Origin of the sequence: Ureibacillus yapensis (assembly GCF_003515775.1) — a bacterium.
Classification (GTDB): domain Bacteria; phylum Bacillota; class Bacilli; order Bacillales_A; family Planococcaceae; genus Ureibacillus; species Ureibacillus yapensis.
Genome location: NZ_QWEI01000001.1, coordinates 84,220 through 110,999, shown reverse-complemented (window position 1 = coordinate 110,999; position 26,780 = coordinate 84,220). Strand labels below are relative to the sequence as shown.

General features: G+C 37.4%; 24 protein-coding genes and 1 pseudogene. 19 read left to right on the top strand and 6 right to left on the bottom strand.

Annotated features, from left to right (window positions below; genetic code table 11):
• Positions 1–96: 96 nt before the first annotated feature.
• The 3 genes from D1B33_RS00520 to tcuA are packed head-to-tail and all read left to right on the top strand — an operon-like array spanning position 97 to position 3,453.
• Positions 97–1,059: a VOC family protein gene (locus D1B33_RS00520; RefSeq protein ID WP_199677328.1), complete on the top strand. Its 963-nt coding sequence runs from the start codon at positions 97–99 to the stop codon at positions 1,057–1,059.
• Between the two features lie 23 nt (positions 1,060–1,082).
• The gene (locus tag D1B33_RS00515) at positions 1,083–1,922 is read left to right on the top strand and encodes an alpha/beta fold hydrolase (RefSeq protein ID WP_118874374.1); all 840 of its coding nucleotides are present in this window, start codon (positions 1,083–1,085) and stop codon (positions 1,920–1,922) included.
• Positions 1,923–1,947: 25 nt separating this feature from the next.
• Entirely contained in the window at positions 1,948–3,453 is a 1,506-nt protein-coding gene (tcuA, locus tag D1B33_RS00510) for an FAD-dependent tricarballylate dehydrogenase TcuA (RefSeq protein ID WP_118874373.1), read from the top strand.
• A 225-nt stretch (positions 3,454–3,678) separates the two neighbouring features.
• Here the strand turns inward: tcuA and D1B33_RS00505 are convergent, their stop codons facing one another.
• Positions 3,679–4,137, bottom strand: a complete 459-nt coding sequence (locus D1B33_RS00505; protein ID WP_233549349.1) for a lipocalin-like domain-containing protein — start codon at positions 4,135–4,137, stop codon at positions 3,679–3,681.
• A gap of 183 nt (positions 4,138–4,320) precedes the next feature.
• Here D1B33_RS00505 and D1B33_RS00500 point away from each other — a divergent pair, with 183 nt between their 5' ends.
• The 6 genes and pseudogenes from D1B33_RS00500 to D1B33_RS18840 all read left to right on the top strand — a co-directional run bounded on the left by D1B33_RS00500 (position 4,321) and on the right by D1B33_RS18840 (position 7,236).
• Positions 4,321–5,190 carry a LysR family transcriptional regulator gene (locus D1B33_RS00500; protein WP_118874372.1) on the top strand — a complete coding sequence of 290 codons (870 nt, stop codon included), beginning with the start codon at positions 4,321–4,323 and terminating at the stop codon, positions 5,188–5,190.
• A gap of 347 nt (positions 5,191–5,537) precedes the next feature.
• Complete coding sequence (locus tag D1B33_RS00495) at positions 5,538–6,014, top strand: helix-hairpin-helix domain-containing protein (RefSeq protein WP_118874371.1); 477 nt, start codon at positions 5,538–5,540, stop codon at positions 6,012–6,014.
• Between the two features lie 338 nt (positions 6,015–6,352).
• Positions 6,353–6,526, top strand: a complete 174-nt coding sequence (locus tag D1B33_RS00490; RefSeq protein WP_118874370.1) for a Fe3+ hydroxamate ABC transporter substrate-binding protein — start codon at positions 6,353–6,355, stop codon at positions 6,524–6,526.
• A gap of 265 nt (positions 6,527–6,791) precedes the next feature.
• Positions 6,792–6,893, top strand: a pseudogene (locus D1B33_RS00485) (cold-shock protein); the annotation flags it as partial.
• An 86-nt stretch (positions 6,894–6,979) separates the two neighbouring features.
• The gene (locus D1B33_RS00480) at positions 6,980–7,177 is read left to right on the top strand and encodes a cold-shock protein (protein WP_118874369.1); all 198 of its coding nucleotides are present in this window, start codon (positions 6,980–6,982) and stop codon (positions 7,175–7,177) included.
• A gap of 8 nt (positions 7,178–7,185) precedes the next feature.
• Positions 7,186–7,236 (top strand): hypothetical protein, encoded by a 51-nt coding sequence (locus tag D1B33_RS18840; protein ID WP_407656698.1) that lies wholly within the window; start codon positions 7,186–7,188, stop codon positions 7,234–7,236.
• 207 nt (positions 7,237–7,443) lie between these two features.
• On the opposite strand, the gene D1B33_RS00470 is transcribed toward D1B33_RS18840, so the two are convergent.
• Entirely contained in the window at positions 7,444–8,172 is a 729-nt protein-coding gene (locus D1B33_RS00470; protein WP_118874368.1) for a YwaF family protein, read from the bottom strand.
• 226 nt (positions 8,173–8,398) lie between these two features.
• Here D1B33_RS00470 and D1B33_RS00465 point away from each other — a divergent pair, with 226 nt between their 5' ends.
• The 3 genes from D1B33_RS00465 (at position 8,399) to D1B33_RS00455 (ending at position 11,076) form a co-directional block, all read left to right on the top strand.
• Complete coding sequence (locus D1B33_RS00465) at positions 8,399–9,181, top strand: alpha/beta fold hydrolase (protein WP_118874367.1); 783 nt, start codon at positions 8,399–8,401, stop codon at positions 9,179–9,181.
• Between the two features lie 410 nt (positions 9,182–9,591).
• Entirely contained in the window at positions 9,592–10,302 is a 711-nt protein-coding gene (locus tag D1B33_RS00460) for a DUF421 domain-containing protein (protein WP_118874366.1), read from the top strand.
• 264 nt (positions 10,303–10,566) lie between these two features.
• Complete coding sequence (locus D1B33_RS00455) at positions 10,567–11,076, top strand: YfiT family bacillithiol transferase (protein ID WP_118874365.1); 510 nt, start codon at positions 10,567–10,569, stop codon at positions 11,074–11,076.
• Positions 11,077–11,288: 212 nt separating this feature from the next.
• Here D1B33_RS00455 and D1B33_RS00450 read toward each other — a convergent pair whose 3' ends face one another.
• Both D1B33_RS00450 and D1B33_RS00445 read right to left on the bottom strand, forming a co-directional pair.
• Positions 11,289–12,845: a sodium/solute symporter gene (locus D1B33_RS00450; RefSeq protein WP_118874364.1), complete on the bottom strand. Its 1,557-nt coding sequence runs from the start codon at positions 12,843–12,845 to the stop codon at positions 11,289–11,291.
• Between the two features lie 15 nt (positions 12,846–12,860).
• Entirely contained in the window at positions 12,861–13,202 is a 342-nt protein-coding gene (locus tag D1B33_RS00445) for a DUF485 domain-containing protein (RefSeq protein ID WP_118874363.1), read from the bottom strand.
• Positions 13,203–13,638: 436 nt separating this feature from the next.
• Between D1B33_RS00445 and D1B33_RS00440 the strand changes: the two genes are divergently transcribed.
• Positions 13,639–15,228: a long-chain-fatty-acid--CoA ligase gene (locus tag D1B33_RS00440; RefSeq protein ID WP_118874362.1), complete on the top strand. Its 1,590-nt coding sequence runs from the start codon at positions 13,639–13,641 to the stop codon at positions 15,226–15,228.
• 527 nt (positions 15,229–15,755) lie between these two features.
• Complete coding sequence (locus D1B33_RS00435; protein ID WP_118874361.1) at positions 15,756–17,024, top strand: OFA family MFS transporter; 1,269 nt, start codon at positions 15,756–15,758, stop codon at positions 17,022–17,024.
• Positions 17,025–17,134: 110 nt separating this feature from the next.
• Here D1B33_RS00435 and D1B33_RS00430 read toward each other — a convergent pair whose 3' ends face one another.
• The gene (locus D1B33_RS00430; protein WP_118874360.1) at positions 17,135–18,217 is read right to left on the bottom strand and encodes an alpha/beta hydrolase; all 1,083 of its coding nucleotides are present in this window, start codon (positions 18,215–18,217) and stop codon (positions 17,135–17,137) included.
• Positions 18,218–18,633: 416 nt separating this feature from the next.
• A complete protein-coding gene (locus D1B33_RS00425) occupies positions 18,634–20,544 on the bottom strand; it encodes a sigma 54-interacting transcriptional regulator (protein WP_118874359.1) in 1,911 nt (636 codons plus the stop codon).
• A gap of 318 nt (positions 20,545–20,862) precedes the next feature.
• On the opposite strand from D1B33_RS00425, the gene D1B33_RS00420 reads away from it, so the two are divergent.
• The 5 genes from D1B33_RS00420 (at position 20,863) to D1B33_RS00395 (ending at position 26,766) form a co-directional block, all read left to right on the top strand.
• Entirely contained in the window at positions 20,863–22,107 is a 1,245-nt protein-coding gene (locus D1B33_RS00420; protein ID WP_118874358.1) for a dicarboxylate/amino acid:cation symporter, read from the top strand.
• Between the two features lie 32 nt (positions 22,108–22,139).
• On the top strand, positions 22,140–23,201 hold the full coding sequence (locus tag D1B33_RS00415; protein WP_118874357.1) for an alanine racemase: 1,062 nt from the start codon (positions 22,140–22,142) through the stop codon (positions 23,199–23,201).
• Positions 23,202–23,237: 36 nt separating this feature from the next.
• The gene (locus D1B33_RS00410; protein WP_118874356.1) at positions 23,238–24,278 is read left to right on the top strand and encodes a threonine aldolase family protein; all 1,041 of its coding nucleotides are present in this window, start codon (positions 23,238–23,240) and stop codon (positions 24,276–24,278) included.
• Between the two features lie 243 nt (positions 24,279–24,521).
• The gene (locus tag D1B33_RS00400) at positions 24,522–25,628 is read left to right on the top strand and encodes a threonine synthase (protein WP_233549348.1); all 1,107 of its coding nucleotides are present in this window, start codon (positions 24,522–24,524) and stop codon (positions 25,626–25,628) included.
• A 31-nt stretch (positions 25,629–25,659) separates the two neighbouring features.
• Positions 25,660–26,766: a D-TA family PLP-dependent enzyme gene (locus tag D1B33_RS00395; protein ID WP_118874354.1), complete on the top strand. Its 1,107-nt coding sequence runs from the start codon at positions 25,660–25,662 to the stop codon at positions 26,764–26,766.
• The last annotated feature ends 14 nt before the right edge of the window (positions 26,767–26,780 follow it).

Below are 26,780 nucleotides of genomic sequence, written 5' to 3'. Positions count from 1 at the left end.
GTTTACAAGATCCATGAGGAATTGGAGATATTTCTAACCTCGGAATCACTTGATCTTTAAGAATAAAACTAGATTTTCAAGAGTGGGGGAAGTTGCATGATAAAACCAGAAATTGCGAAACTCGGATATGTTGCGCTTGTATCGAGCGATTTGGAAAAATCGCTCGTTTTCTTCAAAGAAGTAATAGGGTTGGAAGAAACGGAAGTAATCGACGGAGTGCATTATTTGCGGGCATGGGGAGATTTTCAGCATCATACGTTATCTATCGAACAAGGCGAAAGGGGCTATGTTCGCCATATCGGCTGGAGGACGAAGAGTAAAGAAGATGTTCATCTATTTAAAGAGGTTCTAGAAAATAAAGGAGTCCATGTTGAAAATGTTCCTGCCTGGGAAACTCCAGGTATTGGGGAAGCAATCCGATTCAAAGTACCAAGCGGCCACACATTTGAATTCTACTATGATGTCAAAAAGCCAAAAGCACAGGAACATAGGCGTTCCGTATTGAAAAACCAAACATATAAAGCGTGGGCTAAAGGCATCTCGCCGCGCCGAATTGATCATGTAAATCTTCATACATCGGAAGATTGGCAAGTCACTTATACGTTTTTCCAGGAAGTGCTGGGATTCAAGTTGAGGGAATATCTAAAGAAAGACGAAAGCAGCCAAATACTTGCGGGATGGATGAGCGTCACACCGCTTGTCCATGATGTGGCGCTTGTGTCCCGACAAAAAGACGAAATCCCGACAAACGCTCGTTTGCATCACCTTTCCTACTGGGTGGATGATTCGCAGGATGTTTTAAGAGCAGCAGATATATGCCGGGAACACGATTTGCCGTTTTGCGGGCCGGGGAAACATAGTATTTCCCAAGCGCTTTATCTATACGTTTCCGATCCCGGCAGTGGCTGTACAGTCGAAATTTTCACAGGCGGATACTTGATTTTTGAGCCAGATTGGGAACCTGTTGCTTGGAATGAATCGGAACGGGCATTTGGCAATACGTACTGGGGAGACAGCATTTCAAAAAAAGAGCTTGTCAAACATACGATTGAAGCTTAAGGATAAAAAGGGGGACAAACAAAATGGCAAACGTTAGCAGTGATGTGGTTAAAACGGAAGATTTCGAAACCTATTTAAATCGTTCAGGCGAAGGAAATCCGGAAACGGTTTTATTTTTACATGGTTCCGGACCAGGTGTTACATCCATTGCCAACTGGCGGCCTGCACTTGAAGCAATGGGGGATCAATTCCAGTGTCTTGCACCTGACTTATATGGCTTCGCAAACAGCAGCCATCCGGAAGTGCCGTTAAAAAACCGCCAAGCATGGATGGATGAGTGGATTAAGCAAACCATCCAGCTGTTGGATGAACTTAATTTAGAAAAAGTTCATGTGGTAGGAAATTCGCTAGGTTGCTCCATTGCGTTGGAGCTGTTGATTGAACATCCGGAGCGAATCAACAAAGTGGTACTGATGGGTCCAGGGGGCACGCCAAATACCAAATTAAGTTTAGAACTGGCACGCGCAAAAAGCTTCTATGACAATCCTTCCAAGAAAAAGCTTCAGCAAATTATGAGCTGGTTTGTGTATGATGTGGAGAAAATGTGGCCTGTCATTGAATCCCTAACGGATGACCGTTATGAAAACGCCATGAGACCGGAAGTTAGACGCTCAAACGACTCCATTTTTGCAACTGCTGCCGTACCTATTCCGACAGTGGCTTTAAACCGCATTGAAAATGAAGTGCTTTTGGTACACGGTTTAAATGACAAAGTATGTTCCATTGAGTCAAGCTATTATTTGGCTGAACATTTAAAGAATGTACAGCTGCATGTGTTTGGACAATGCGGCCACTGGACTCAACTTGAAGAAAAAGAGCGTTTTAATCATTTAGTTCACTCATTCTTCACGGATTCATTATAAGCGAGTTAGGAAGAGGGGCAAAAGAATGGATCATGAATTTCACTATGAGACGGACGTAGTTGTTATTGGAGCGGGAAATGCGGCGATGTGCGCGGCGATTTCAGCCAGGGAACAAGGTGCAAGGACCATTGTACTGGAAAAGGCGCCTGAAGAGGAAAAGGGCGGAAATACGACATATACACATGGCTCAATCCGTTTTGCTTATAACAATCAGGAAGAAATCAAGAGAATCATACCTGACTTGGGGGAAGAAGATTTTAAAATAACGGATTTCGGAAGCTACTCGGAAGAAGAATTTTATGATGATCTTTGCCGCATGACCGACTATCGTACTGATCCTGCGCTTGCAGGCTTGTTGACGGGAAAAAGCTTCGAGACAATGAAGTGGCTGACGGAGCATAATATCCGGTTTATCCCCATCTATGGAAGACAAGCCTTTAAAATCGATGGAATCTTTAAATTCTGGGGCGGCATGGTCCTGGAAGCGGTTGGTGGAGGGCAAGGCTTGGTGGAGGCTCTCCATCAGGAAGCAAAAACGAACGGCATTTCTGTTTTGTATGAAACAATGGCAACCGAACTGCTTCATACAGACGAAGGCATAGCGGGAGTTGTCATAAAGGAACAAGGAAAAACAAAACGCATTAAGACAAAATCGGTGGTCCTGGCATCCGGCGGTTTTCATGCAAATGTCGAAATGCGCACGCGCTATTTAGGGCCGAAATGGGATCTCGTTCATACAAGAGCGAGCAAGTACAACACAGGTGAAGGCATCCAGATGGCTCTTAATATAGGGGCGCTTCCAGCGGGAAATTGGTCCGAAGCACATTCGGTTACAGGGGACCGCTATTTGCCTGATTTTGAAGAAGGATTCCAAAAATTAAGCTATCCTTTTGGCATAATCGTCAATGCAGACGGCAAACGGTTTGTTGATGAAGGGGCAGATTTCAGAAACTATACGTATGCAAAATACGGAAAAATGATTCTGGAACAACCAAAGAATTGCGCATGGCAAATTTTTGATGCGAAAGTTGCGCCATTCTTGCGCGAAGAATATAAGGGAAGAAAAGTAACAAAGGTCAAAGCCAATTCATTGGAGGAGCTGGCCGACAAAGTCGGTGAAATCGATAAAGAAAAATTTCTCGAAGAAATAGCAGCTTTTAATGAATCCATTGATGACTCGGTACCATTTAACCCGAATATTAAAGATGGGCGTAAAACAAAGGGCTTAACCATTCCGAAAAGCAATTGGGCCAACAAAATCGACACGGCACCATTCGAAGCATATGCCGTCACATGCGGCATCACCTTCACTTATGGCGGCGTGAAAATTAACGAAAAAACGGAAGTGCAGAGTATCCTTTATGAAAAAATAAATGGCCTTTATGCAGCAGGAGAAGTGGTGGGTGGATTATTCTACAAAAATTATCCGGGTGGAGCAGGTTTAATGGCTGGTTCCGTCTTTGGCAAGATTGCCGGAGAAAATGCGGCCAAGTTTGCTTTAAACCAGGCCCAAATAATTGAAAATGCATGAAAAAATGGGTGTCTCTAAATTGAAGAGATACCCTTTTCGTGATGAAGTAAGTCAAAAAATTATAGGAATATAGAACCAAAGAGGATTTATACCTTTGTTCATTGAATATTTAATTAATATAATAAAAATTTTATTATAGATTTTTTGTATAAAATAAATGATTTCTATGGATAAAAGAAAAGCCACTTTGAAAGAGGAGCTTTTCAAAATAGCTTTGATTATTATCTAAATATCAAAATTATTTACGCGTTTCCAAACAAGCCGATCATTTGGATTTAATCCGTTGTATATGCTTAGGATTTCTCCTTCAATTGAACCAACACGTGGCTGTTGTTGGCCTAGCCAAGTTGGATTCATACTAACTTCCATATGATGTGTTAAAGTGTTTGTTTCTTCATTTACTTCATATTTTCCTGCGTATGCTAAGTATCCAAATGCTGCTTCAGCCATTTCATCCTTCGTTCCTTCGTGCAAGTCACCTGATGCATATACTGGACGCCCTTGTCTCATAAGTTGTGCAGACATATAACCTTCTGGATGATACATAATAAATCCGGTAGCATCTTTTCCGAGAGGATAAATAATATTCCCTTCATCATTTTGCGATTGATATGAAACAAGTGACCATACACCTATAACTTGTTCTTTTAATGACCTTCCTTGTTTTTCTTGCATCAATACCATTTTTTATTCCACCTTCCTGAATAATAGCCCTTTTCATTAACCTAATTCGTACCTTTTTGATATGAAAAAGTTAGGAAATTAACTTAAATATATATTGTAAAATGGATTTCATATTTAATAAAATATATAAATAAATATAAGTATATTGTATAAAATAAATGATTTTTAAGTAGGTGAACTTAAGTGGAACTGCTACAACTGAAATATTTTCAAACGGTTGCTTATATGGAGCACATTTCAAAAGCTGCAAAAAAGCTCAATATTTCGCAACCATCATTAAGCTTGATGATTAAAAGGCTGGAAGATGAAATGGGAACTCCATTGTTTGACCGAATAGGGAGAAATATTCAGCTGAATGAATCAGGGAAAATATTTCTTAAACATGTAAATACTATATTCTCTGAAATTGAAAATGCGAAAATGGAGATACAAGAAAATTACGATGAATCACATAAAAAAATTATGATTTCTATTACCAACCCACGATTTCTATCAGGCGTGCTCACTAAATATTTGAATGAATTTCCAGATGCTTATATTCAGCAATCACTTGAATCAAGGGAATCAATTATTGTACAGCTTAAAAAGGGAGAAATCGAATTGGGGATTGCAGGACCACCGATAGAAGATGATTCAATAAAAAGTAGTGTATTGATAGAAGAAGAAATCGTATTGGTTGTGCCTAAAAATCATCATTTATCCAATAGAGAGGTAATTGATTTAGAGGAGGCGGAGTTAGAATCATTTATATCATTAGCCGGATATGAAGAGTATAAAGATACAGTTAATCAGTTATATCGTACTGCTGGTTTCAAGCCGAAAGTAGTGTTTGAAGTAGACTTTAGTTTATTGTATGAAATTTTTCAAATTAATAAATGTTTGGGATTAATTCCGATCACTCTATGCAAAAAATACAATCTCAATTATGTGAAAATTTCAGACCCAAACGCAAGATTTGTCATAGGGTTATCGTGGTTAAAAGATAAACATCTTTCAAAAAATGCTAAGCAATTTAAGGATTTTATCCTGTCTTATTATAATAAAAATTATTAATGTCAGTTGCAGTTGAATACAGGTAAGGTTTACGTGGGATTTATTTTTAACCCAAACCTTGACATTCTTGCTGTAAGATAACGTTAACCAATGTGGTTGAGCCGCCTATCCCTCAACACTCAGTTTGAGGGACAGGCGGCTTTGTTAACTAAAATTCCCGATTATATCATTTTTATGGATATCTTCCATTCCCGCCTCGAAAGAAGTCTGATAATAATTACATTTATGATTGATAATCTCCATTGTCTTGTTAAGTTTGTTAAGCTCCTCCACCTTTTAATTGAAGAAGAACGATAAAAAATATTATAGTTATACTGATAAATTAGAGAAAGTTAGGGTAAATGAATATGAAAAAGTCATCTCCAAAGCTGCCTTTAACATCTGAAGAAAGAATGAATTTAAGAAAGTGCAAAGTGAAATTAAATGAAATCGCTTCTTTGGATGCATCACATTTATCTGAATGTCTACAATCTTCATTCAAGCGTGCCAAGTATCTTCGTGCATTAGCTCAATTTCAAGCTATTCCATCGATTGGTCCAAAGTTGGCTCAATGGGTTACTGAATTGGGTTGTTTTTCTCTGGAAGAGTTGAAAAACGAAGAAGGTGCTGATTTAACCAATCGATTGGAGGAACATTTCGGATATTGGGAAGATCCATGTGTAGAGGATTCTTTGCGATGTATGGTGCATCATGCTAACCATCCAGGTAGTGAAAAAAGTTGGTGGCATTTTACGGATGAACGGAAACAGTATCGTGAGAAAAATGGATATCCTGATACAAGACCTACGACACCTTGGTATGAGAAGAAAATTAAAAGTAAGTAGGTGCTTTTTTATGGATTTCCTATTTTAATGGATAGAATACACCATAATGAATAAACCGGAATACCAATTTACCTAATATCCTTATTTCACAAAATAGCGTTTCCTTGAATAGGGAGCTTTAGGGCAGAGGCCTTACTTTAGTTACTCCATAAAACGAGCTAACACACTGTCAATAAAATCTTGTAAATTAAAAATCGCTTCATGCTATACTAAAAATGCAAAACTTAAATAACTGTCCGAATTCAATTTGGAATATTTTTGTTTTATTTGAAAATATGGTTACTAAATAGTGGAACGGTGTTTTCGTTTTTATCATTGCGAAGGTAGGGGTTAATTTAATGGCACTTATAATTCCAAAATGCAAGAAATGCGATAAAGAAATTAAGGGCGATGAAGAAGTATATGTACAATTGCGATATCCGAAGCGAAAAGGAATTACTGAAATCACAGCTTATCTGAATTTAGAGGGCAAGTTTATCTGCAAAGATTGTTCAACGAAAATAAATATATAGTGCGTTGGTGAAGCAAATTAAAGAATTTGAAAGTAGATTGCAACAATGAAACAAGCTGGTTTTATCTGATGTTACAAAGTAGATATTAATATTTTCAATAGAATGAAAAGTGAAATATTTGCTATTCCATCACATATCTGTTATTCTAATTAAGAATTATTTTTGTTCTTTCTCAGATTGAGAATGGGATTTTGTTTTTCGTCTAAGGTATTTGAGCAAGGATAGTAACATATCGTGTGGATTTACACACTAGGAGGCAACAATAATGGAACAAGGTACAGTTAAATGGTTTAATGCAGAAAAAGGTTTTGGATTCATCGAGCGCGAAGGTGGAGAGGACGTATTCGTACACTTCTCAGCAATCCAAGNGAATAGGATTTTGTTTTTCGTCTAAGGTATTTGAGCAGGGATAGTAACACAATGTGCGGAGATTCGCACGAGGAGGCACCAATTATGGTACAAGGTAAAGTTAAATGGTTTAATGCAGAAAAAGGTTTCGGATTCATCGAGCAAGAAGCTGGCGAGGACGTATTTGTACATTTCTCAGCAATCCAAAGCGAAGGTTTCAAATCTTTAGACGAAGGTCAAAGTGTAACATTTGAAATTGAACAAGGACAACGTGGCCCACAAGCTNCGAAGGTCAAAGTGTAACATTTGACATTGAACAAGGACAACGTGGACCACAAGCTACAAACGTTCAAAAAGCTTAACAATAGCTATTAAAGACTCTACAATGTAGGGTCTTTTTTTTTTGCGTTTAAATTTTCATGCAAGAAGGGACATGACAGATTAATTATAAAATATCTTATGTCCTTTTTTACGTGATTATTAATTTTGGCATAATAAGGATTTTTTAGGGATGTAATGGAAATCGGTGAGAAGGATACGAAGGAAAATTTTTATTAAACTACTCTTAATCAATCGCTAACAGGCGGACGGTCCCTAACTGGCTCTCCCCGTCTAAATATTAGCCAAACTCCAAAGCTAAGCAATAACAATAATCCTTCCAACGTAAAAATATACCAAGGATAAGGTCCCAACAAATCAAAAAGACTGGGACTATCAGGTTTGTGGCGTAAAAACCAATAGTTCCCGTTATTGCGATTGTTCACATATAAAATTACTGGCAAAAGTAAATTGAGGAACACAATTACCTTTATGACGGACATGAAAGTTGGATAATATCCTTTAACCCACATGAAAAATAACACCACCCATACAACCATCATATGTGTGTAGAAAAAATGGAAAAATCGAAAGTGTGGGAAATTGTAAGTTAATGCAGGTGTTAAGATCGCTTGAGTAGCACCGAATAGAGCAATAAAAAATAGCATTTCAAAGAATATTTTTTTCCCTGTCAGCAATAACAGTACACAAAGTATGAGACCGATATTGCACAACTCCAGCGGCAGGGATCTTCCTATTTTCCAAGTTCCATTTTCAATCATCCAAAGGTGATAGATCAATTCAAATAAAATCAAAGAAACGGCTACTCCGATTTCAGCTTTTCTCCATTTGTCCTCCCTTAATTTAAAGCGATAATGGAAAATTGACCCTATAATGAGAATGAATAGTATCAATATCGTTAAATGACTTTCTGAAAATAAGCTGAATTTTGAAGAGATATTGCTTGGACCAAAAAGCATCTTTTTGCCACCTTTACTTTGTCTTATCAACCATAATGTGTGCAATTTAACGAGTTTATATCCGATATTAAATAGTCTTTTAGGCAACTCTTGAAGTCATATTGTAATTAAATGTTTAGCACCTTCCTTCCCAACTGACCAGGCATGCGAACAAGCAATGGGTATTCACCTATGTTTCCCTACATGAATAACTTGTTGAAAGAGCTATTTTTTGGGGGGAATCGGTGTGGGATACTATGTTCCTGTAGAATCAGGAGTAAAATTATATGTTGAAGATCTAAATCCCAATGGCAGCAAGACAATCGTATTTTTGCATGGTTGGCCGTTAAGCCATAAACAGTTTGAGTATCAATTTAATATTCTTCCCGCAATGGGATACCGCTGTATCGGAATTGACTGGAGAGGATTCGGAAAGTCAGATAAACCTATTAGTGGATACGATTTTAACCGCTTGGCAGACGATATACGTACAGTAATTGATGTACTTCAATTGGATAGCATTACACTTGTAGGCCACTCTACAGGTGGAGCGATCGCGATACGGTATATATCCCGTTATAATGGCTACGGAGTATCCAGCCTTGTCCTTGTAGATGCTGCAGCTCCTATAGGGTTTACTGAGGAAACGGCGGATCGCTTGCTTGAGCAAGCATTAAATGACCGTCCCAAGATGATGCGGGAAGTCACAGACACCTTTTTCTTTCAATATATAACTAGCTCATTCGCTGAGTGGTTTTTACAATTGGGGTTGCAAGCGGCAGGTTGGTCAACGGCAGCAATTATCCTTACTTTAAGAGATGAAGAGCTTTATGCAGATTTGCCCAAGATACATGTCCCTACCTTGATTGTTCACGGTATTCACGACAAAGTTATTCCCTATGCACAAGCACAGGAACTTAAACAAAAAATAAGAAATTCACAACTTGTTCCGTTTCATTACAGCGGTCATGGCTGTTTCTGGGAAGAACGCGACAAGTTTAACCAGTTATTAATGCAATGGATCGGTTGATCGACCTTTTCAGCTTGGTAGCTACAAAATGTTTCAGCCCCGTTTTTATGCAAATGGGGTTTTCTTCGATTGTATACTCATTTTTCAGCAATCAGGCGCTATCCTTTAACAAGGCACAGCGTCTATTTTTTATTTAAGGTAAAGAAATATGGATATTTATGTTGAAATTTCAGCTGTGATTATATTAAAAATATTCTTAAAAATGACTCAGTAAAATATAAGGGGATTTTATTATTGAATGATAAACTTTTTAATTTAATTATAGTAATTTGTTTAATTGTGATTGCGTTTATTGGTGTCATGATACTAATGCGACTTACAAGCATTGAACAATTGCTACATTCTCTAACGCATTAGAAAGTAAGAAATGGTAAAGTCTAAAAGTGATAAAAGTTAAATGAGGTGTTGAAATGACTGAATATTTTGAGGTTATTTTGCGATCAATAGCTTCTTTTGGACTGTTGCTAATAGGCACACGAATACTGGGTAAACAAACAATCTCCAGTATGACGATATTTGATTTCGTTGCATCCATTTCATTAGGCGCCATAGCTGCGAACGTAGCCTTCAATACATCTGTAAAAGCGTATCATGCTATGCTAGCATTTGTTATTTATGTCATTATAATTTTTACGATGGCTCTAATTTCATTAAAAAGCAGAAAAGCCAGAAAGTTTTTTGCAGGTGACCCGACCATTGTTATTGAAAATGGAAAAATAATGGAGAAAAATATGAAAAAGATGCGCTATACGATAGATTATTTAAATCAACAATTAAGGGAAAAGGACGTCTTTAATATCGAAGAGGTATTGTTTGCGATATTAGAGACAAATGGGACATTAACCGTTTTAAGAAAGCCTCAATTCAGAAATGTAACTAAACAAGATTTAGTGATCCCGATCACTCCCGAATCAAAACTACCCATTGAACTAATTATGGATGGAGAAGTAATAAAGGAAAATCTAGAACAGAACAACCTAACAGAATCATGGTTGCAATCGGAATTAAATAAACGTAGCTTAGTTCAACAGAATGTATTATATGCAGTTCTGTCCGCTAATGGAAATATGTATATTGATACATATGAGAATCATATCCATTCACCAATTGATAAAGAATAAAAAATAGATCTCTGAAAGAGCGTTTTTCTTCATGAAAAGGGTATATTTGAATGTGCCAAAATATATCCTTAATAGCATTCATATACTTCATACAAGGGATGTCTAGAGGCTTTAAAGTCGTACTTATTAATAATTCTGCGCCAATTGGCAAACTATTTAAAGGTTCTCGTAAACTGTCCTGTCTGTCAATTGTTCCTCTAATCATTACCATTTTTTGAATAGTCTTATATAATGAAATAAATAATAGGGAAAAGGGGATTGAAAATGGATGTAAGATACCCAATTGGCAAACTTGAGGTTTCTGAAAAAGTAACAATGGAAGATATTCAAGAATGGCTAAAGCAAATTGAAAACTATACGATTCGTTTACGGGAAACAGTCGCTTCATTAAATGACGAGGAATTAAGTAAAACTTATCGTGAAGGCAGCTGGACAGTTCGTCAACTTGTTCATCATATTGCGGACTCCCAGTTGAACATGTATCAGCGTCTGAAGCTTGCTTTAACGGATGAGGAGCCAACAGTTCCAGCTTTTGATGAAGAAAAGTGGGCAATTCAACCGGATACAAAACTTCCTGTAGAATGTTCCATAAAAATGCTGGAAGGTATTAATGAGCGAATCGTAGCTTTAGGCCATAGCTTAACGGAAGAACAATTAGATCGAGCTTTTGTTCACCAGGTGAATGGCAAAATAAAAGTCGCAACAAAAGTTGCAAAATTGGCTTGGCATGAAGAGCACCACTTAGCCCATATAAATATCGCATTATCTAAATAGAATACTATTTAAAGATCTCTGGCTGCCCTAATAATACGAATGGCTATATTGTTTACAATTCCTTTGCGGCTTCGATGATTTGCGCAATAGTAAGCAGTGGGGGAATGATATAGAAAAAAGGAGCGATTTCCTTTGCGGAATCATCGCTCCAGCCTTTTTAAATGTTCTACTAATTTAGTTTGGTCAGTAATAGACCAAACATACTGCGCGGCTTATTCTTTCGCATGAACCTTCCGCATGAACGAGTTCACGTCTGCCGGCACTTTTCCATCCAGTTTTGATACGATATAAACGGCTAAGAAGCCGATAGGGACAGTAATGATGCCAGGGACTCTAAATTGCAATGCTTCCGGCAGAACGGATGAGAAAAAGATCATGAAAAGGGAAGACAAAAGCCCCATAACCAGGCCAGCGATAGCTCCTTTTTCAGTGATGCCACGCCACCATATGCCAAGTATAAAAATGGGTGCAAATGTGCTTGCCCCGACGGTAAAAGCTAGGGCAACAAGGTGGCCGATAGACGCACCTTTAACAAGTAAACCAAGGACTGCGTAAAACACTCCGAGTAATATAATTGCCCATTTTGCGGCACGAACACGTTGTTTTTCAGTTAACTCTTTCTTTGAAAACTTTGCATACAAGTCATGGGCAATGGCTCCCGAGCTGGCAATAAACAGTCCTGACAAGTTTGAGAAAATTGCCGCAAATGCGCCCGCAATAACCAATCCTAGAAGCCATTGACCTCCAAGCGCTGTTGCAATGGACGGAACTACCATGTTATCGCCGCCGGTAACCAAGTTCTTCATAACCTCCGGACTTGCATTCCCTTCCAAAAAGATTGCCCGGCCAACAACACCGAGGTACACGGCAAGCCCAAAAAATAAACTGGCGATGCCAATTGACATAACTGCAGACTTACGTGCGGCTTTGGCATTTGGATTTGTGTAAAAACGCAATAAAATATGGGGCAACCCGATTGTTCCCAGTGCGAGCCCGATCACCATGGAAATGCTGTGCCAAAAGTTTGGATTAAATGACCCGGATTTGTACCAAGTTTCCCCGTTAAAAACAAGATCTTTTCCGTCTTCTGTAAAGGCCCCTGTGTTTATAATTGTTCCGCTGAACTCACTGATGGTTGCCAAAATCTTATCATAATGGAAACCGCCATAGATAGCGGCTGCGACCATAATGATAAAAGCGCCCAATCGGATCCAAAGCTCCAAGGCCTGATTTAATGTCGTTCCTTTCATTCCGCCGACCCCGACGTAGAAAATCATTACAATACTTGTAAATATAATTCCAAATTCATAGGAAGTCCCGAAAAACATGCTTAAAATGGATGCTGCCCCAAGCAGCTGCGGTGCTGCATAAAAACCTGAAATAGCCAACACAACGATTACTGCGATAATCCTGGCTCTTTTGCTGTGAAAACGATACGCGACAAAATCGGCTACAGTATACGCTCCCAAACGGCGCAATGGCCCGGCAACAAATAGTGCCAATAGTGTTAACCCGATTGAAAAGCTAAATGTGTAAAAGGCCCCGTCATAGCCAATAGAAAAGGTGAGACCGGCCAACCCTAGAAATGTCGCAGCACTCAAATAGTCTCCGGCAATCGCTGAACCGTTTGTAAACCATCCGAATACACGGCCTCCAACGAAAAAGTCGCTTGAATTTTCATTCCTTTTTGACAAATAGGTAATATAGACAATGGTTCCTAGCAGAATAATGGTAAAAAGATATTTTGGGTCAAGCAATACCTGCATCATATAACCTCCTTCTCTTTATTTTCGGCTGGAAGTGATTGTTTGAACTTTCTTTTCCCATCTTTCGTAGAGCTTTGTATGCACATAAGCGATAATAAAGGCCATAACCATTGCAACGATCGATGTTAAAAACCAGCTTGTGGAAATTCCACCAAATACTTTGGCAAATGCCCAATCCGGTTTAAACCAGTTCATCGCCGGGACCGAAAATACAAAAAGAAAATAAATAATGGTCAATGTTAAACCTGTTCTGAATTCCGACCTAATGATAAACCTTGTTTCCCCATCCAACTTTGGCAGTTTTTTGGCGTCAATTGTTTCACGCGGCTCATCTGTCATATCAAATTCTTTTTCTTTCATGTCGAGTCATCTTCCTTTCTATTTTATTGATTGGATTTATATCTTAAGATACATCCTAGCGTTCTTGAATATGACAATTTTATGAATATTCAAATAATTCATTTTGCGGGACATGCATATTCAATCCTTCCCTTTATTTCCTTGCATAGATAAAAAGTTTGTTTCAAAACCCACAGTGGATATAGACAAACCGAAGAATAAACTTTTATTCTTCTTTAATAGAAGTACAAGCAGCCCGATTAGAGACTTACAAACTAGAGCATTCCGAATGAAATAAAGGATAATGGAAGGACGTGGGTGCCTGTTTATCGATACAAAGCTGGAAAATTGTTGGCGAAGGCATAATACCTATGATGGGAATTGAATATTTTAAATATTTAAATAATAGAATGCGATATGATATTTCCTACTATTAATTTTTATTGGAGGGGTTAACCTGTTCGTACAGTTACTATTGACAGATTTTTTAGATCGAGCCGTTAAGCTATATGGCGACAAGACGGCAGTCATTGATGATGAAAGGGTTTTAACTTATTTCGAACTGAATGAAAGAGTAAACAGGCTTTCCCATGGGTTGAAAGAACTGGGAGTCGAAAAAGGTGACCGGGTTGCTTTCTTGGCACCGAATACATTGGAATTGCTTGAAGGGTTTTACGGTGTATTTCAATTGGGAGCAATTACCGTCCCACTTAACATTCGGTTAAAACCAAATGATTACTTGTTTATTTTAAACCATAGTGAAACCAAGGTGTTATTTGTAGACTGGGAATTATACAGTCTGATCGGCCCGGTTCGAAATCAGTTAAATGTTGAAAAGATCATCATTCACGGGGGCAGCAAGATTCAACTCGAAGAAAACGATCTTGACTACGATGAGTGGCTGACCCAGTTTCCGGTAAAGCCGTTTGACCGAGCAGAAATGGACGAAAAGGATATTGCGAGCCTGCTTTACACTAGCGGTACGACAGGAGATCCAAAGGGCGTAATGCTCACTCACCGAAACAATTACCTGCAAGCCCTTCAAGTGATGCATCATTTACGTGTAAGTGATCAGGATGTGTTGCTTCATGTTTTGCCCATGTTTCACGTTAATGGTTGGGGCTCGATATTTTATTATACAAGCAACGGTGCTACCCAGGTTATGTTAAGAAAAACCCGTCCCAATATTATTTTCGAGAAGCTGCAAAAACATGGCGTAACTGTTATGCACATGGCCCCTACCGTACTGAATTCACTGCTGCAGTATTATGATGAGAATAAACCGAATATAAATCAAAATGTAAGAGTTGTCATTGGCGGCTCTGCGCCACCTATTACATTTATTGCTAAAGTGGAGGAAGAAATGGGCTGGGAATTCATACAGGTGTATGGAATGACAGAAACGTCCCCGTTGACCTTAGCATCCATTATCCGCGCCCAACATTTGGATAAGCCTAAAGAAGCAAAATACCGGATGAAATCAAAGGCGGGCTATCAAATGAGCTTAACCGAAGTGAAAGTAGTCAATGAAAATGGTGAAGAAGTGGCGGCTAACGGTCAGGAAATCGGAGAACTTGTCATCCGGAGCAACGGTGTGATGGAAGGCTATTGGAAAAATGAAAAGGCGACAAAAGAAGTCATCAAGAATGGCTGGTTTCATACCGGAGATATGGGAGTCGTCGACCATAACGGAAATATTGAAATTGTCGACAGGAAAAAAGATGTTATTATCAGCGGCGGTGAAAATATCTCGTCCATTGAGGTTGAAAATATCCTGTACGAACATCCAGCGGTAATTGAAGCGGCCGTGATCGCTATCCCTCACGAAAAATGGGGAGAGACTCCGCATGCGGTTGTGGTTGTCCGCGAAACAGAAAAGGTAACGGAAGAGGAAATCATTGCTTTTGCAAGAGAGCGGCTCGCACACTATAAATCCCCAACATCTGTCAACTTTGTAAAAGAACTTCCTAAAACAGGTTCAGGCAAAATCCAAAAGGCACATTTACGAAAAGAATTTTGGGAAAGCATGAACAAGATGATAAATTAGGAAGGAAAGTGGCGCATTGGTATTTAGTTTCAATTATTATTAAGATACACTGCGATTGATATACTGCCTAAAACACTATCAACATTTAGAGTGTTTTTCGGTCAGTTTATTTCAGAGTCGTACAGAAGAACGCGTTCTGCGCTGCATTGATAGACACCAATTTATATATCCCAAAGAGTTTTCTGCCTAGAAGCAGTCTAATCCATTTGATTAGGCTGCTTTTTTATTATGGATGAGAAAGGTAGGACATAGATAAATCTTTCCAGGATGTTATTCTAGAAAACTTAAGAAATCTAGTTAGAATTTCTAATCTCCTTGATGCTAGGGGGAAAAATATTATTAAAATATAATAATTACCCTTTATTTATTTTCAAAGATGATATATAATCGTTTTATTCGTAAATTAGTAAAAAATAACCCTAATTTCTTTAAAAAAAGTTAATTTTATGTTCAAAACACGAATTATTTATTTATATTTTTAATAATTGTTCGTGAAGTGGGTTAAATGAAAGTAAAGGAGTTTTTTTATGAAAAAGTTTGATAATAAGTGGATTCGGGCTGTAATACCTGCTTTATTGATTCACTGCAGTATCGGTACAGTTTACTGTTGGTCATTGTTTAAGGGTGATATTGCCTCTTATATCGGGAGATCTGTTGGTGAAGTGGAATGGGCATTCAGTATAGCTATTTTTGTTCTGGGTATGTCTGCCGCTTTTGGTGGAAAGTTGGTCGAAAAAGATATACATAAGTCTTCCATGCTCGCGGCAATATTTTTCATAGCAGGAATGGCGGGAACTGGTTTCTTTATTTATCAAAAGTCATTGATTGGTATTTATCTTTCTTATGGAGTTGTGATGGGAATTGGGCTTGGTATCGGTTATTTAACACCGGTAAAAACCCTAATGCTTTGGTTTAAGGAGCAAAAGGGGTTGGCGACCGGCCTTGCTGTTGCCGGTTTTGGCTTGGCGAAGGTAATTGCCAGTCCATTAATGGAAAAACTGCTTGGAGAACGAAATAATGAAGGCCTTTTGGTGAATCCCGCAAATATCTATACAATGTTTTATATTTTAGCAGGGATCTATTTAGTAATGATGGCTATCGGTCACTTAACTTTAAAAAAACCAGCTGGTTATGAAGAAGAAAGTGTTCAAGCGCAAAGCTTTAGTTATAGAAAAGTATTAACCAATAAAACGTTTATCGGTATTTGGTTGATGTTCTATATTAATATTACATGCGGATTAGCTTTAATTTCACAGGAAAAAGGAATCCTAGCATTCATTGGTTTTGGGGCAATTGGTTTAGTCAGTTCATTAACAGCGATTTTCAATGCAGGCGGACGAATCGTTTTCTCATCATGGGGAGATCGGTTGAAGGACCGCAACTCAATCTATAAAATTATTTTTTCTTCGTCGATTGCAGCAATTTTATTAACAATTGTTTTTGATGGCATTAATAATTCTATGGCAATCCTTATTATCACCATGCTTTGTATCGTAAATGCAGGGTACGGTGGTGGATTTTCATCTTTGCCGCCACTATTATCCGACCGTTTTAGTTTAGATCATATTTCTACTGTGCATGGATTAGCTTTATCTGCCTGGGCATTTGCAGGACTTTCTGGCAACCAGCTAAGTGCATTTGTTCTGGAAAAGACACAATCCTACGACATGGTGCTATATGTCATTATGGCTCTTTTCACGATGGCCACTTTAATTAGTATTTTCGTGGTTAAGCCTGAAAAGGTATACTTGGAAAGTGAAGAAGTAAATAGCAAAGAAGAAATGGCAATCAACTAATTGAGGTATTATTAAAACTGAATGCTTTATACGCAAACGAACCCTAATTCCAGTTTCGGAGTTAGGGTTTGTTTTTGCAATCCTTGTATCCATTAGAAAACTTTATTTCATTAATGATCGTTTAATTGGACGATCGATTCTATTAAAACGTCAAAATCTTCTTCATTGGGCATATGAGCCGAGTTTTCAAGAGTGATAAATTTTTTCTTCGGCGCTTCAATTCGATTGAAATAATCTTTTGCTAAGTCAAAGTTTGCTACCTTATCATGTTTTCCTTGAATCAAATAAATCGATGTCTTAAAAATCCTCATATCATTATAATTGGTATTAATAATTTCCTGTTGTAATTCCTTGCTATCGATCAAGCTGAAAGTTGCACCCGAAAAAAATCCTGCATAAATATCTTTCAAACTATAGTCCGGAGAAACAAGCGATCTGCCTGCTAATTTAAGAATATTTGCACCTTTCGTTTGGTCATCCTTATAGTTGAAACCATAGTGCTTGTTAATCAAGTCGCTATATTTAGATTCTACATCGCCATAATAGGGCGGTTCTCCAAGGGACTCGATTTTGTCCAGCACTTCCTGGTCGTCTTTTGCGATTTCCTTTAACCATTGCTTGCCTAGTACTTGGCTTTCTTTCATATTGACAATCTGATCCGATCCAATGTACCCAAAGAATTTTTCTGGATATCGATTTGCCAAATGCAATCCGATAATGCTGCCCCAGGACATTCCAACCAAGTATACCTTTTCCTGATTGTATTCTTTACGTACAAAATCAATTACTTCATTTGCATCGGAAGTGAATTGCTCAACGTTCATGGATTTCAGATCAATATTTTTATGATAACTTTTCCCTGAACCTCTTTGATCAAAATAGACAGCATTAAACTTTTCAGTAATAACCGGAAATTGATTTCGTGAACTCACCCCAAATGGAAAGGGCTGCCCAGGACCCCCATGCAAAAATATAATGAAAGGATTCTCTTTATTTTGTCCATCTACCAAAATATATTGAGAGATCCCACCAATGGTTAATTCCTTAACTTCACTGATTCCTCCATTCTGGATAATTCTTTTGGATTCCTTGTTAATCTGATACTGCTTAAATTCCCTGAGTAGCAACAACAATAAGAAGATACTGACCAATGTTATGACAACAAATAAAACAATCTTCATGGCTAATTTCATACCCGACCCCTTTTTCCAATATATAACATTAATATTCTAGTTTATTTTTGAAATTCACTCAATTTTTTATGAGAACAATCTATTGGAAATTAAAAACCTCATTAGCCTTTTACGATGAACCATATCAGAAGTGAGTGAAGTTTTTATGTTTAGATGGTTTGAGTGAAGTAATCATTCAAATTCTACGATTTCTATGTCGACAAAAAAGGTAGGCTGATCAAATTGTAAGCAAGCCGTGTATCAAATCTCATTGTATTCCCAAGTTTTTTCTTCAAAAGTACAGGCTTGTTTATTATTTGACCAGAGGGTATTCATATTATAATTATGTTGCAAAAATATACTAGAACTCAAACAAATAATAGAAGGGATGCTTGTAAGACTTTCTTTTAATAAAACCAGTACTTCATCAAGGAGATTTAGTTATTTTCCTTATTATTAAGCTTTCTCCATAAAGTACTTCTCGATATACCTAATTTTTCAGCAACTTCTTTTCGATTCCATTTATATTGATTTAAAAAGGCAACGATAATTTCACGTTCCATATTTTCTAATTTGTCTTTTTTAATCATAATACCAGAATAATCATCCACGCTTTCAGGATGGGTAACGTTGTAGTTTGAAATAAAATCACTTGTCAGACCATTTCTATTAGTTTGATTGAAAAGAATAACATACCTGTGAATAACATTCTCTAGTTCTCTAATATTCCCTGGCCAATCATAACCTTTAAGTAAATTGATTTCATTTTGATTTAATTTAGGAATTTTTTTATCATATTTTTCAGAGTAAAAATCTATAAAATAGTTCGCAAGTAACCCAATATCGTCAATTCTTTCTTTTAAGCTCGGTATCTTAAGGGTTAGAGTATTGATTCTATGGAATAAATCGGATCTAAATTCATTTTTTTGAATGAGTAAATCAATGCCCTTATTTGAAGCTGATAAAATTCTAATATCGATAAAGGTCTCAGTCTCCGATCCGATTCGTCTTAATGTTTTTTCCTGAATGACTCTCAATAGTTTGCCCTGTAAAATAAACGGCAAAGAATTAATCTCATCCAGAAAGATGGTTCCTTTATGAGCTAACTCGAATAGGCCTGCTTTTCCCCCTTTTTTTGCCCCTGAAAAGGCACCATCCACATACCCGAATAATTCACTTTCTAAAAGATGGTCGGGTATTGCTCCGCAATTCACTGCGATGAAGGGATTATCCTTTCTTGAACTGGCATTATGTATACTTTGTGCAAAAAGTTCTTTACCGGTACCTGTTTCCCCTTCTATTAATACCTCAGCGTCTGTTTTTGCAAAAATCAATGCGGTGTTAACAATATTTGTTATTTTAGTATCATTACCAATTATATTTTTAAAAGTTTCCTTAGCGAAAAACTTATTAGCATGTAGTTTCCTTCTTACTTTGACCTCGTTGTCCTGTAACTCACTTACATTATGAAAAATAATAATATTATCTGCAAAACTCACTTGATTATTTAATTTCTCAACTAAATAGTTTTTCCCGTTTATCTTGATAATGTCCTTTGTTAATTCCTTTTGATTAATAAAATTGCCAATGTCTTCATTTAAAGACTTCACATTTTGATTATAGTACTCACTAACAGGAATGTTTATTATATTATCAAGCTTTAAATTGGATATTAGCACTCTATCGTCCTTTGTTGCTAATAATCCCTCATTCATGCAATTTATCAACGAAAGAATATTATCTAAAAGCTCTCTATCTTTCTCCCTGGATTCAATAATGGATATAGATTGTTCAATCGCATTTAAGATATAAGAACGGTTTACCTCAATAAAAGTAGCAGGAAGATGATGAGACATTGCTATTTCATAAGCAATAGTTCCTCCTCCAATGATTGAATCCATTTCGTCTTTTTTTGCTTTTATAACCTGATTTTCAATATCGATTTGATTCTCAAATAAATAAATCCTAATCTCTTTGTAATCAAGAATTTCTTTAAGGATACCTATATTTTCGTCAATTCCTTTTGATGAATATGCTATTATACCAACTTTATTTCCATGATGCCGAGCGGTTCTTAATGCATATAAAATATCGGTAAAATTGGGCTCTATGCGCACAACAGCAGCACTTGTAAAAAACTTGCTGGCATAAGTTGTAACGACTCCTCGACCTATTATTACATCTGGTTTGTAATGATTATTTACTAGAGTATTTAGCTTATTTATAAATTTATTATCCAGTTTTTCTCCATCTATAATGAGAGGTTCATAGGAAAATTCTGCTGCAATCTCTTTAACTGCCTCTTCAAATTTTTTATACGGAGATATCACCATATATTTTTCCTTCATAAAAAACCCTCCTTTTACCTTTATAAATTAAATGTATGCTCTGAGTGTTCTAATATGAAACAAATTGTTTCACTTAAATAAAACACGCCAATTTTTTTTTAATTCTCAAAATATTTTTTGGTTACAAAGAAGTAAACATAAAAATTAAAAGACTTCATCTAAATACAATGCTGAAACTTTAGAACAGGCCAATTTAGCAAAAGATAAATCAGAATTTATAGAGTTGGCACGATACTTGCTTTTAATTATTGAAAGGGGGTGCAACATTTCAAGCATTCTTAGAGAAGGTGGCTGTAAAAAAAAGAGGAGGAATGAAGAATGGTAAAAATAATTAAAAACACAACCATAATGACACTTATTGCCATGGTGTTGGGGGCCATTTTTGGAATCGTTTTCGGGGAAACAATGGGTCAGTTCAAATTTATAGGAACAATTTGGCTTGATTGTATAAAGATGATTATCATACCACTTGTTTTATGTATGATGATTACAGCGATTGCGGACCAAGAAGATGCGATAAGTCTAGGACGTATTTCGATCAGGACATTAATTTATTATTTAATTACAACGGTTCTTGCTGCAATTATTGGTATCGCCGTTGCATTATTGATTAAACCGGGGTTAGGCGTAAGTTTGGAAGGTCTTACAGCAGTAGAAATTCAAAACCCTGATGAGCTTACAATTCAATCTATTATTACAGGTCTTTTCTCTAATAATATGTTTGGAAGTTTCTCTAGTGGAAATGTTATCCAGACTTTGGTCATTGCTATTTTCTTGGGCATAGCGATTCTCAAAATGAATAATAAGGAAAATAAGGAAGTAGTGCTGAAATGGTTCCGCTCGATAAATGATATGATTTCCCTTTATATTACAATGATTATTAAGCTTGCTCCAATTGGTGTTTTCTTCCTCATGGCCGATACATTTGGATTGTACGGATTATCTATTTTTACTTCAGTCGCAGGGTTTATAGGAACATTCTGGGTTGGCATTATCTTGCTCATGCTGATTGTTTACGGAGGTTCTCTTTGGATATTTGCAAAAATGAATATTTTTACGTTTCTTAAGAAGTCAACACCTGTTTGGATGTTTACACTGGCGTCTTGCTCAAGTTCAGCAAGTGTTCCTGTAGTGATTAAGTCGGCAAAAGAAGCCTTTAATATTCCTGATCGTATTGCAAAATTTGGGCTTACCCTTGGGAGTCAGATAAACTCTGGTGGTAGTGCTATCCTTTACCCTGCAGTTCTTATTTATATCAGTCAGCTTTACGGAATGACCTTCGACCTTGGAACATTTATTCAGATGGTAATTGTGGCAACATTGCTTTGTACAGCTAGTGGGGGTGTTCCTGGAGGAGGAATCGTTTTAATGCTTGTGATTGTGGAGACTTTTGGAATGCCAGTTGAAGTTGTTGGTATCATTGCAGGTTTTTATCGCTTCATAGATATGGGAACAACTACTTCCAATGTCCTTGGCGACCTAGTTGGTACGATATGCGTTTCTAAATGGGAAGAACGCACGTTAGCGAAGGTGAAAACTGAAGAAATTGTAGAACAAGCATAATTTGAAATAGTTTTACGGGGGGAAAGGAAACTATGAAAATATCCCAACTCGAAACACCAGCTTTATATCTAGATTTAGATGCTTTCGAGAGAAATCAAAAAAAAATGGCTCAACGATTAAATAAATTCAAAATCGACATGTTTCCTCATTATAAATCAGTAAAATGTACAACAATCGCACATATGCAGATAGCTGCTGGAGCAAAGGGCATTAGTTGTGCAAAAACAGAAGAAGCTTGGGATCTTGCACATGCTGGTATAGAGAATATACTGATAGCCAATCAGGTGACTAGTTTAGAAAATATATCTCGTGTAGCTAGTCTGGCAGGATGTTGTAATCTTACTGTTTGTATCGACGACGAGAAGAACATTGACGACTTGTCGGCGGCAGCATCTTTTTATGGAACGGTCATTCATTGCCTTGTTGAATGTAATGTTGGCGCCGACCGTTGTGGTGTTAACAGCAAGGAGGAAGTTTTAGCATTAGCCAATAAGATAGCGGAGAGTCCAGGGTTGGAATTTCAGGGTATTCAAGCTTATGCTGGTCAAATTTCTCACGAGCTTGACTTCACAATTCGAGAGAAGGTATCTATTGAAAAAGAAAACTATTTAAAGAGTATCATATCTTTTCTTAATGAGAACCAAATTTTGGTTAAAAGAGTCACCGGAGTCAGTACGGGTTCTGTACAATTTAGAAATGCTGATACTGTCTATACAGATGTACAGGTCGGAAGCTACGCTTTTATGGACGCCTCATATGGAAAACTTGGTCTCGAATATGAACACTCGTTATTTGTCCTTTCGTCTGTAATGACGGTAAACGAGAAATTTGTAATTATGGATACTGGAAGAAAATCTGTTGGTGTAGATCAGGCTATGCCCCAAATTCCTGGATGTAATTGTGAAGAGATAAATGTAAGCGAAGAACATACCAAATTACCAGCCGATGTTTTAAATGCAAAAGTAGGAGACAAGATCCCAATAATTCCCGGCCATTGTTGTACAACAATGAATCTTCATGACTATATCTATTTTGTTAGAGATGACAAGATTATTGATCGGGTGGAAATAACGAGCCGGGGGAGAAGCCGCTAGATAAACAGAAATTTAATAGAATAAAGGGGAATTATAATGATCGACCTAAGAAGTGATACTCTAACCATGCCTGATCAAGAAATGTTGGTTACTATTCTTTCTGCAAAATTAGGTGATGACGGAAGAGTAGATGGAAGCGGAAAAGGTGAAGATGCGACTGTTAATGAGCTGGAAGACATGGCAGCACAATTAACTGGGAAAGAAGCGGGGCTACTTACTCCAACTGGAACCTTTGGAAACACTCTGGCCATACTAAGTATGATTGACCCAGGAGATTCCATTTTAGTAGAAGAACGACAGCATATTTTGATAACTGAAAAAATCTTATTTGATGAAAAATATGGTCATTTAAAGCCTATAAAATATAAATTGAATGAAACTATGACACCGGATATTGAATCAATCGACAAGCTTTTGTATGAAAGTAATGCAAAACTAATTTGTATTGAGAACACTCATAATTATGAAGGTGGTTATTTTATTCCGGTTGAAGAAATGAAAAGAATTAGAATGGTTGCTGATCATCATGAGGCAAAAATTTTTATGGATGGCGCTAGAGTATTTCATGCTGCAGCAGGACTAAAGGTTGCTGTTAAAGACATCACGCAATATGTCGATTCAGTAATGTTCTGCATTTCCAAGGGATTAGGAGCTCCTGTGGGTTCATTGGTTTGCGGGTCGAAAGAAATGATAAAAAGGGCCAGGGAATTAAGGAAACTATTTGGCGGGGGCATGAGGCAGGCGGGGATAATTGCTGCTCCTGGAATCTATGCTTTAAAAAACAATCTTGAGCGACTATATGAAGATATTGAGAATGCAAAATATGTTTTTAACAAGCTGAATGGAAAACTTACTAAAATTCATATGCAAAAGGAAGTACAAACTAATATTTTGAACTTATACCTGACAAACACAAAAGTTATAGCTTTGGAGTTTTGTAAAAAGGCTGCAGAAAAGGGACTATTGATTGGCCCTGTATCAAATGATTCGGTTCGGCTCGTTTTCCATAAAGGAATTGATCAATCAGCAGCAGAGGAAGCTGCTGAAATCATATTAACTTTAGATAAAATGATATAAGGTGCTCTGAAGACAGCAAGCGAGAGTAAATAAAGGAATAGTTTGCTATCGCTTGTTGTTCTATTAATATCTTTCTATGCTTCATTAGAGGTACAGAAAATAATATTACAAAGAAGAAAAGACAGTAATATTTTGGTGAGCATAAGCCAGCAAGGTCCGTGGTTCCTACAAATCAATTTCACTATGGATTTCAAATTGAATTAGAAGCTATCGCAATCATCGATAATGGAAAGGAAGATTGATATGAATTATGTTTGTTCAGCTTGTAAGTCCAGTTACACTCTTGAAAGTAATAAATGGAAATGTGATTGTGGAGGCTTGCTGCATCTTGAATACGAGAAGAAGAAAGTAAATTTTTTTGAAACAGCCCACTCTCAAGAAATGTCATTATGGAAATATGCCGATTCCATGCCTTTTGAGAAAGATGATGTTTGGCGGGAAATTACATTGGGCGAGGGGAATACACCTCTAATTAGAATATCGGAAAATCTCCTGGCGAAAGCAGAATACTATATGCCTACTCTATCATTTAAAGATAGAGGAGCAGTAGTACTTGTTGCCATGGCAAAAAAACTTGGTATCGATCGAGTTGTTGCGGATAGTAGCGGAAATGCCGGAACTTCTATTGCAGCATATGGTGCGAGAGCGGGCATTCAATGTGATATTTTCGTTCCTGAGTCAACATCTGAAAAAAAACTAAAACAGATTGAGGCACATGGGGCAACAGTTCATAAAATACCGGGAAACCGGGAAAATACCTCCAACGCTGCGATAGCCATGGTGGAGGAGAGAAATTTGTTTTATGCGAGTCATATTTTTAATCCATTATTTTGGGAAGGAACCAAGACGTATATATATGAAGTGTTTGAGCAATTGAATGGCAAACTGCCTGGGGCATTTATTATTCCGGTAGGAAATGGTACATTGATAATGGGCGCTTTTATTGCCATCCAGGAACTGATGAGTAATGGCCATATTCAAGAAATGCCCAAAATTCTCGCTGTTCAAGCAGCTTCATGTGCCCCTATTTTTAAAGCCTTTGAGGAAGGAAAAACATCGGTTGAAGCTGGCGAAAATAAAGGAACAATAGCTGAAGGAATTGCAATTGCAGCGCCCGCGCGAGGTACGGAAATACTAGAAGCCATTCGGGCTACCGGAGGAGATATTATTGGTGTCTCTGAGGAAAGTATTCTTCAGGCGAGAAATGAGCTTGCTTTAAAAGGAGTATATGTTGAAATAACTTCAGCAGCTAATTATGCAGGCTATTTGCAATATCTTGAGAAATATCCAAAATTAAGAGAACAACAAGTCGTCATGCCTTTATGTGGTGCCGGCATTAAGAGTAATTAGATTAATTCCGACGAAAAAGAGGAGAAAATAAATGAAAATTAAAGATTTAGCTACGCCAAGTTTACTTTTTGATAAAGAAATCATGCTGGATAATATCCATCACATGCAAGCATACGCCAACAAATATAATGTGGCGCTTCGACCGCATACAAAAACCCATAAATCACCGAAGCTAGCCAAATTGCAGGAACAAGCCGGAGCAAAGGGGATTGCCGTTGCAAAGGTTGGCGAAGCTGAAGTAATGGCCGAGAACGGTCTAACCGATATTTTTATAGCCAATGAAATAGTCGGAGAAGATAAACTGAATCGCATTAAAAAGCTAGCTGAAACAATTGATATTTCCTTTGGAGTGGATAGTGTTGAACAATGTAGAATGATAGAGAAGGTTTTTAGTAATAGCCAAAAACCCGCCCAGGTATTAATTGAAATCGAAGTGGGCGAAAATCGGTCCGGTGTTATTGAAGAAAATGATTATATAGAGCTGGTGAAGTATATTATGGAATGCACGAATGTGAACTTAAAGGGAATCTTCTCGCATGATGGCCATACTTATAAAGCGAAAGATATTGAAGAGTGCCGTGCACTATACAATGCTGCTCAAATTCGTACCCTGCATTTTTCAAAAATTGCAACGGACTTGGGCTGTCAGCTAGAAACGATCAGTATCGGGTCCACACCGCCAATGATGCACGATTTTGGGGTAATGGAGGGTATTACTGAACTACGCGTTGGGACGTATATTCTAATGGATGTTTCACAAGGAAATGCTATAGAGTCCTATGACCGCTGTGCAGCAACCGTTTTAACAACCGTTATAAGTAAACCAACACATGAGCGAGTGATTACCGATGTAGGCGCGAAGGGATTAACCATGCAATCCCGAAGCCAAGGCATTTGCGCAACTACCGGCTTAGGTTATATAAAGAACTCTGATGATGTCTACATTGACCAAGTTTATGATGAGCATGCTATTATCTATAATGAAAAATTCAGAAATGAAGTCTCGATCGGCGACAAAGTGGAAATCATCCCAAACCATATCTGTCCAGTCTGCAACCTATACGACATTGCATACCTAATATCTGGTGATGAAGTTATTGAGGAAATTCCCATCCTATGCAGGGGTAAATTACAATAGCAAACCTCTAATAT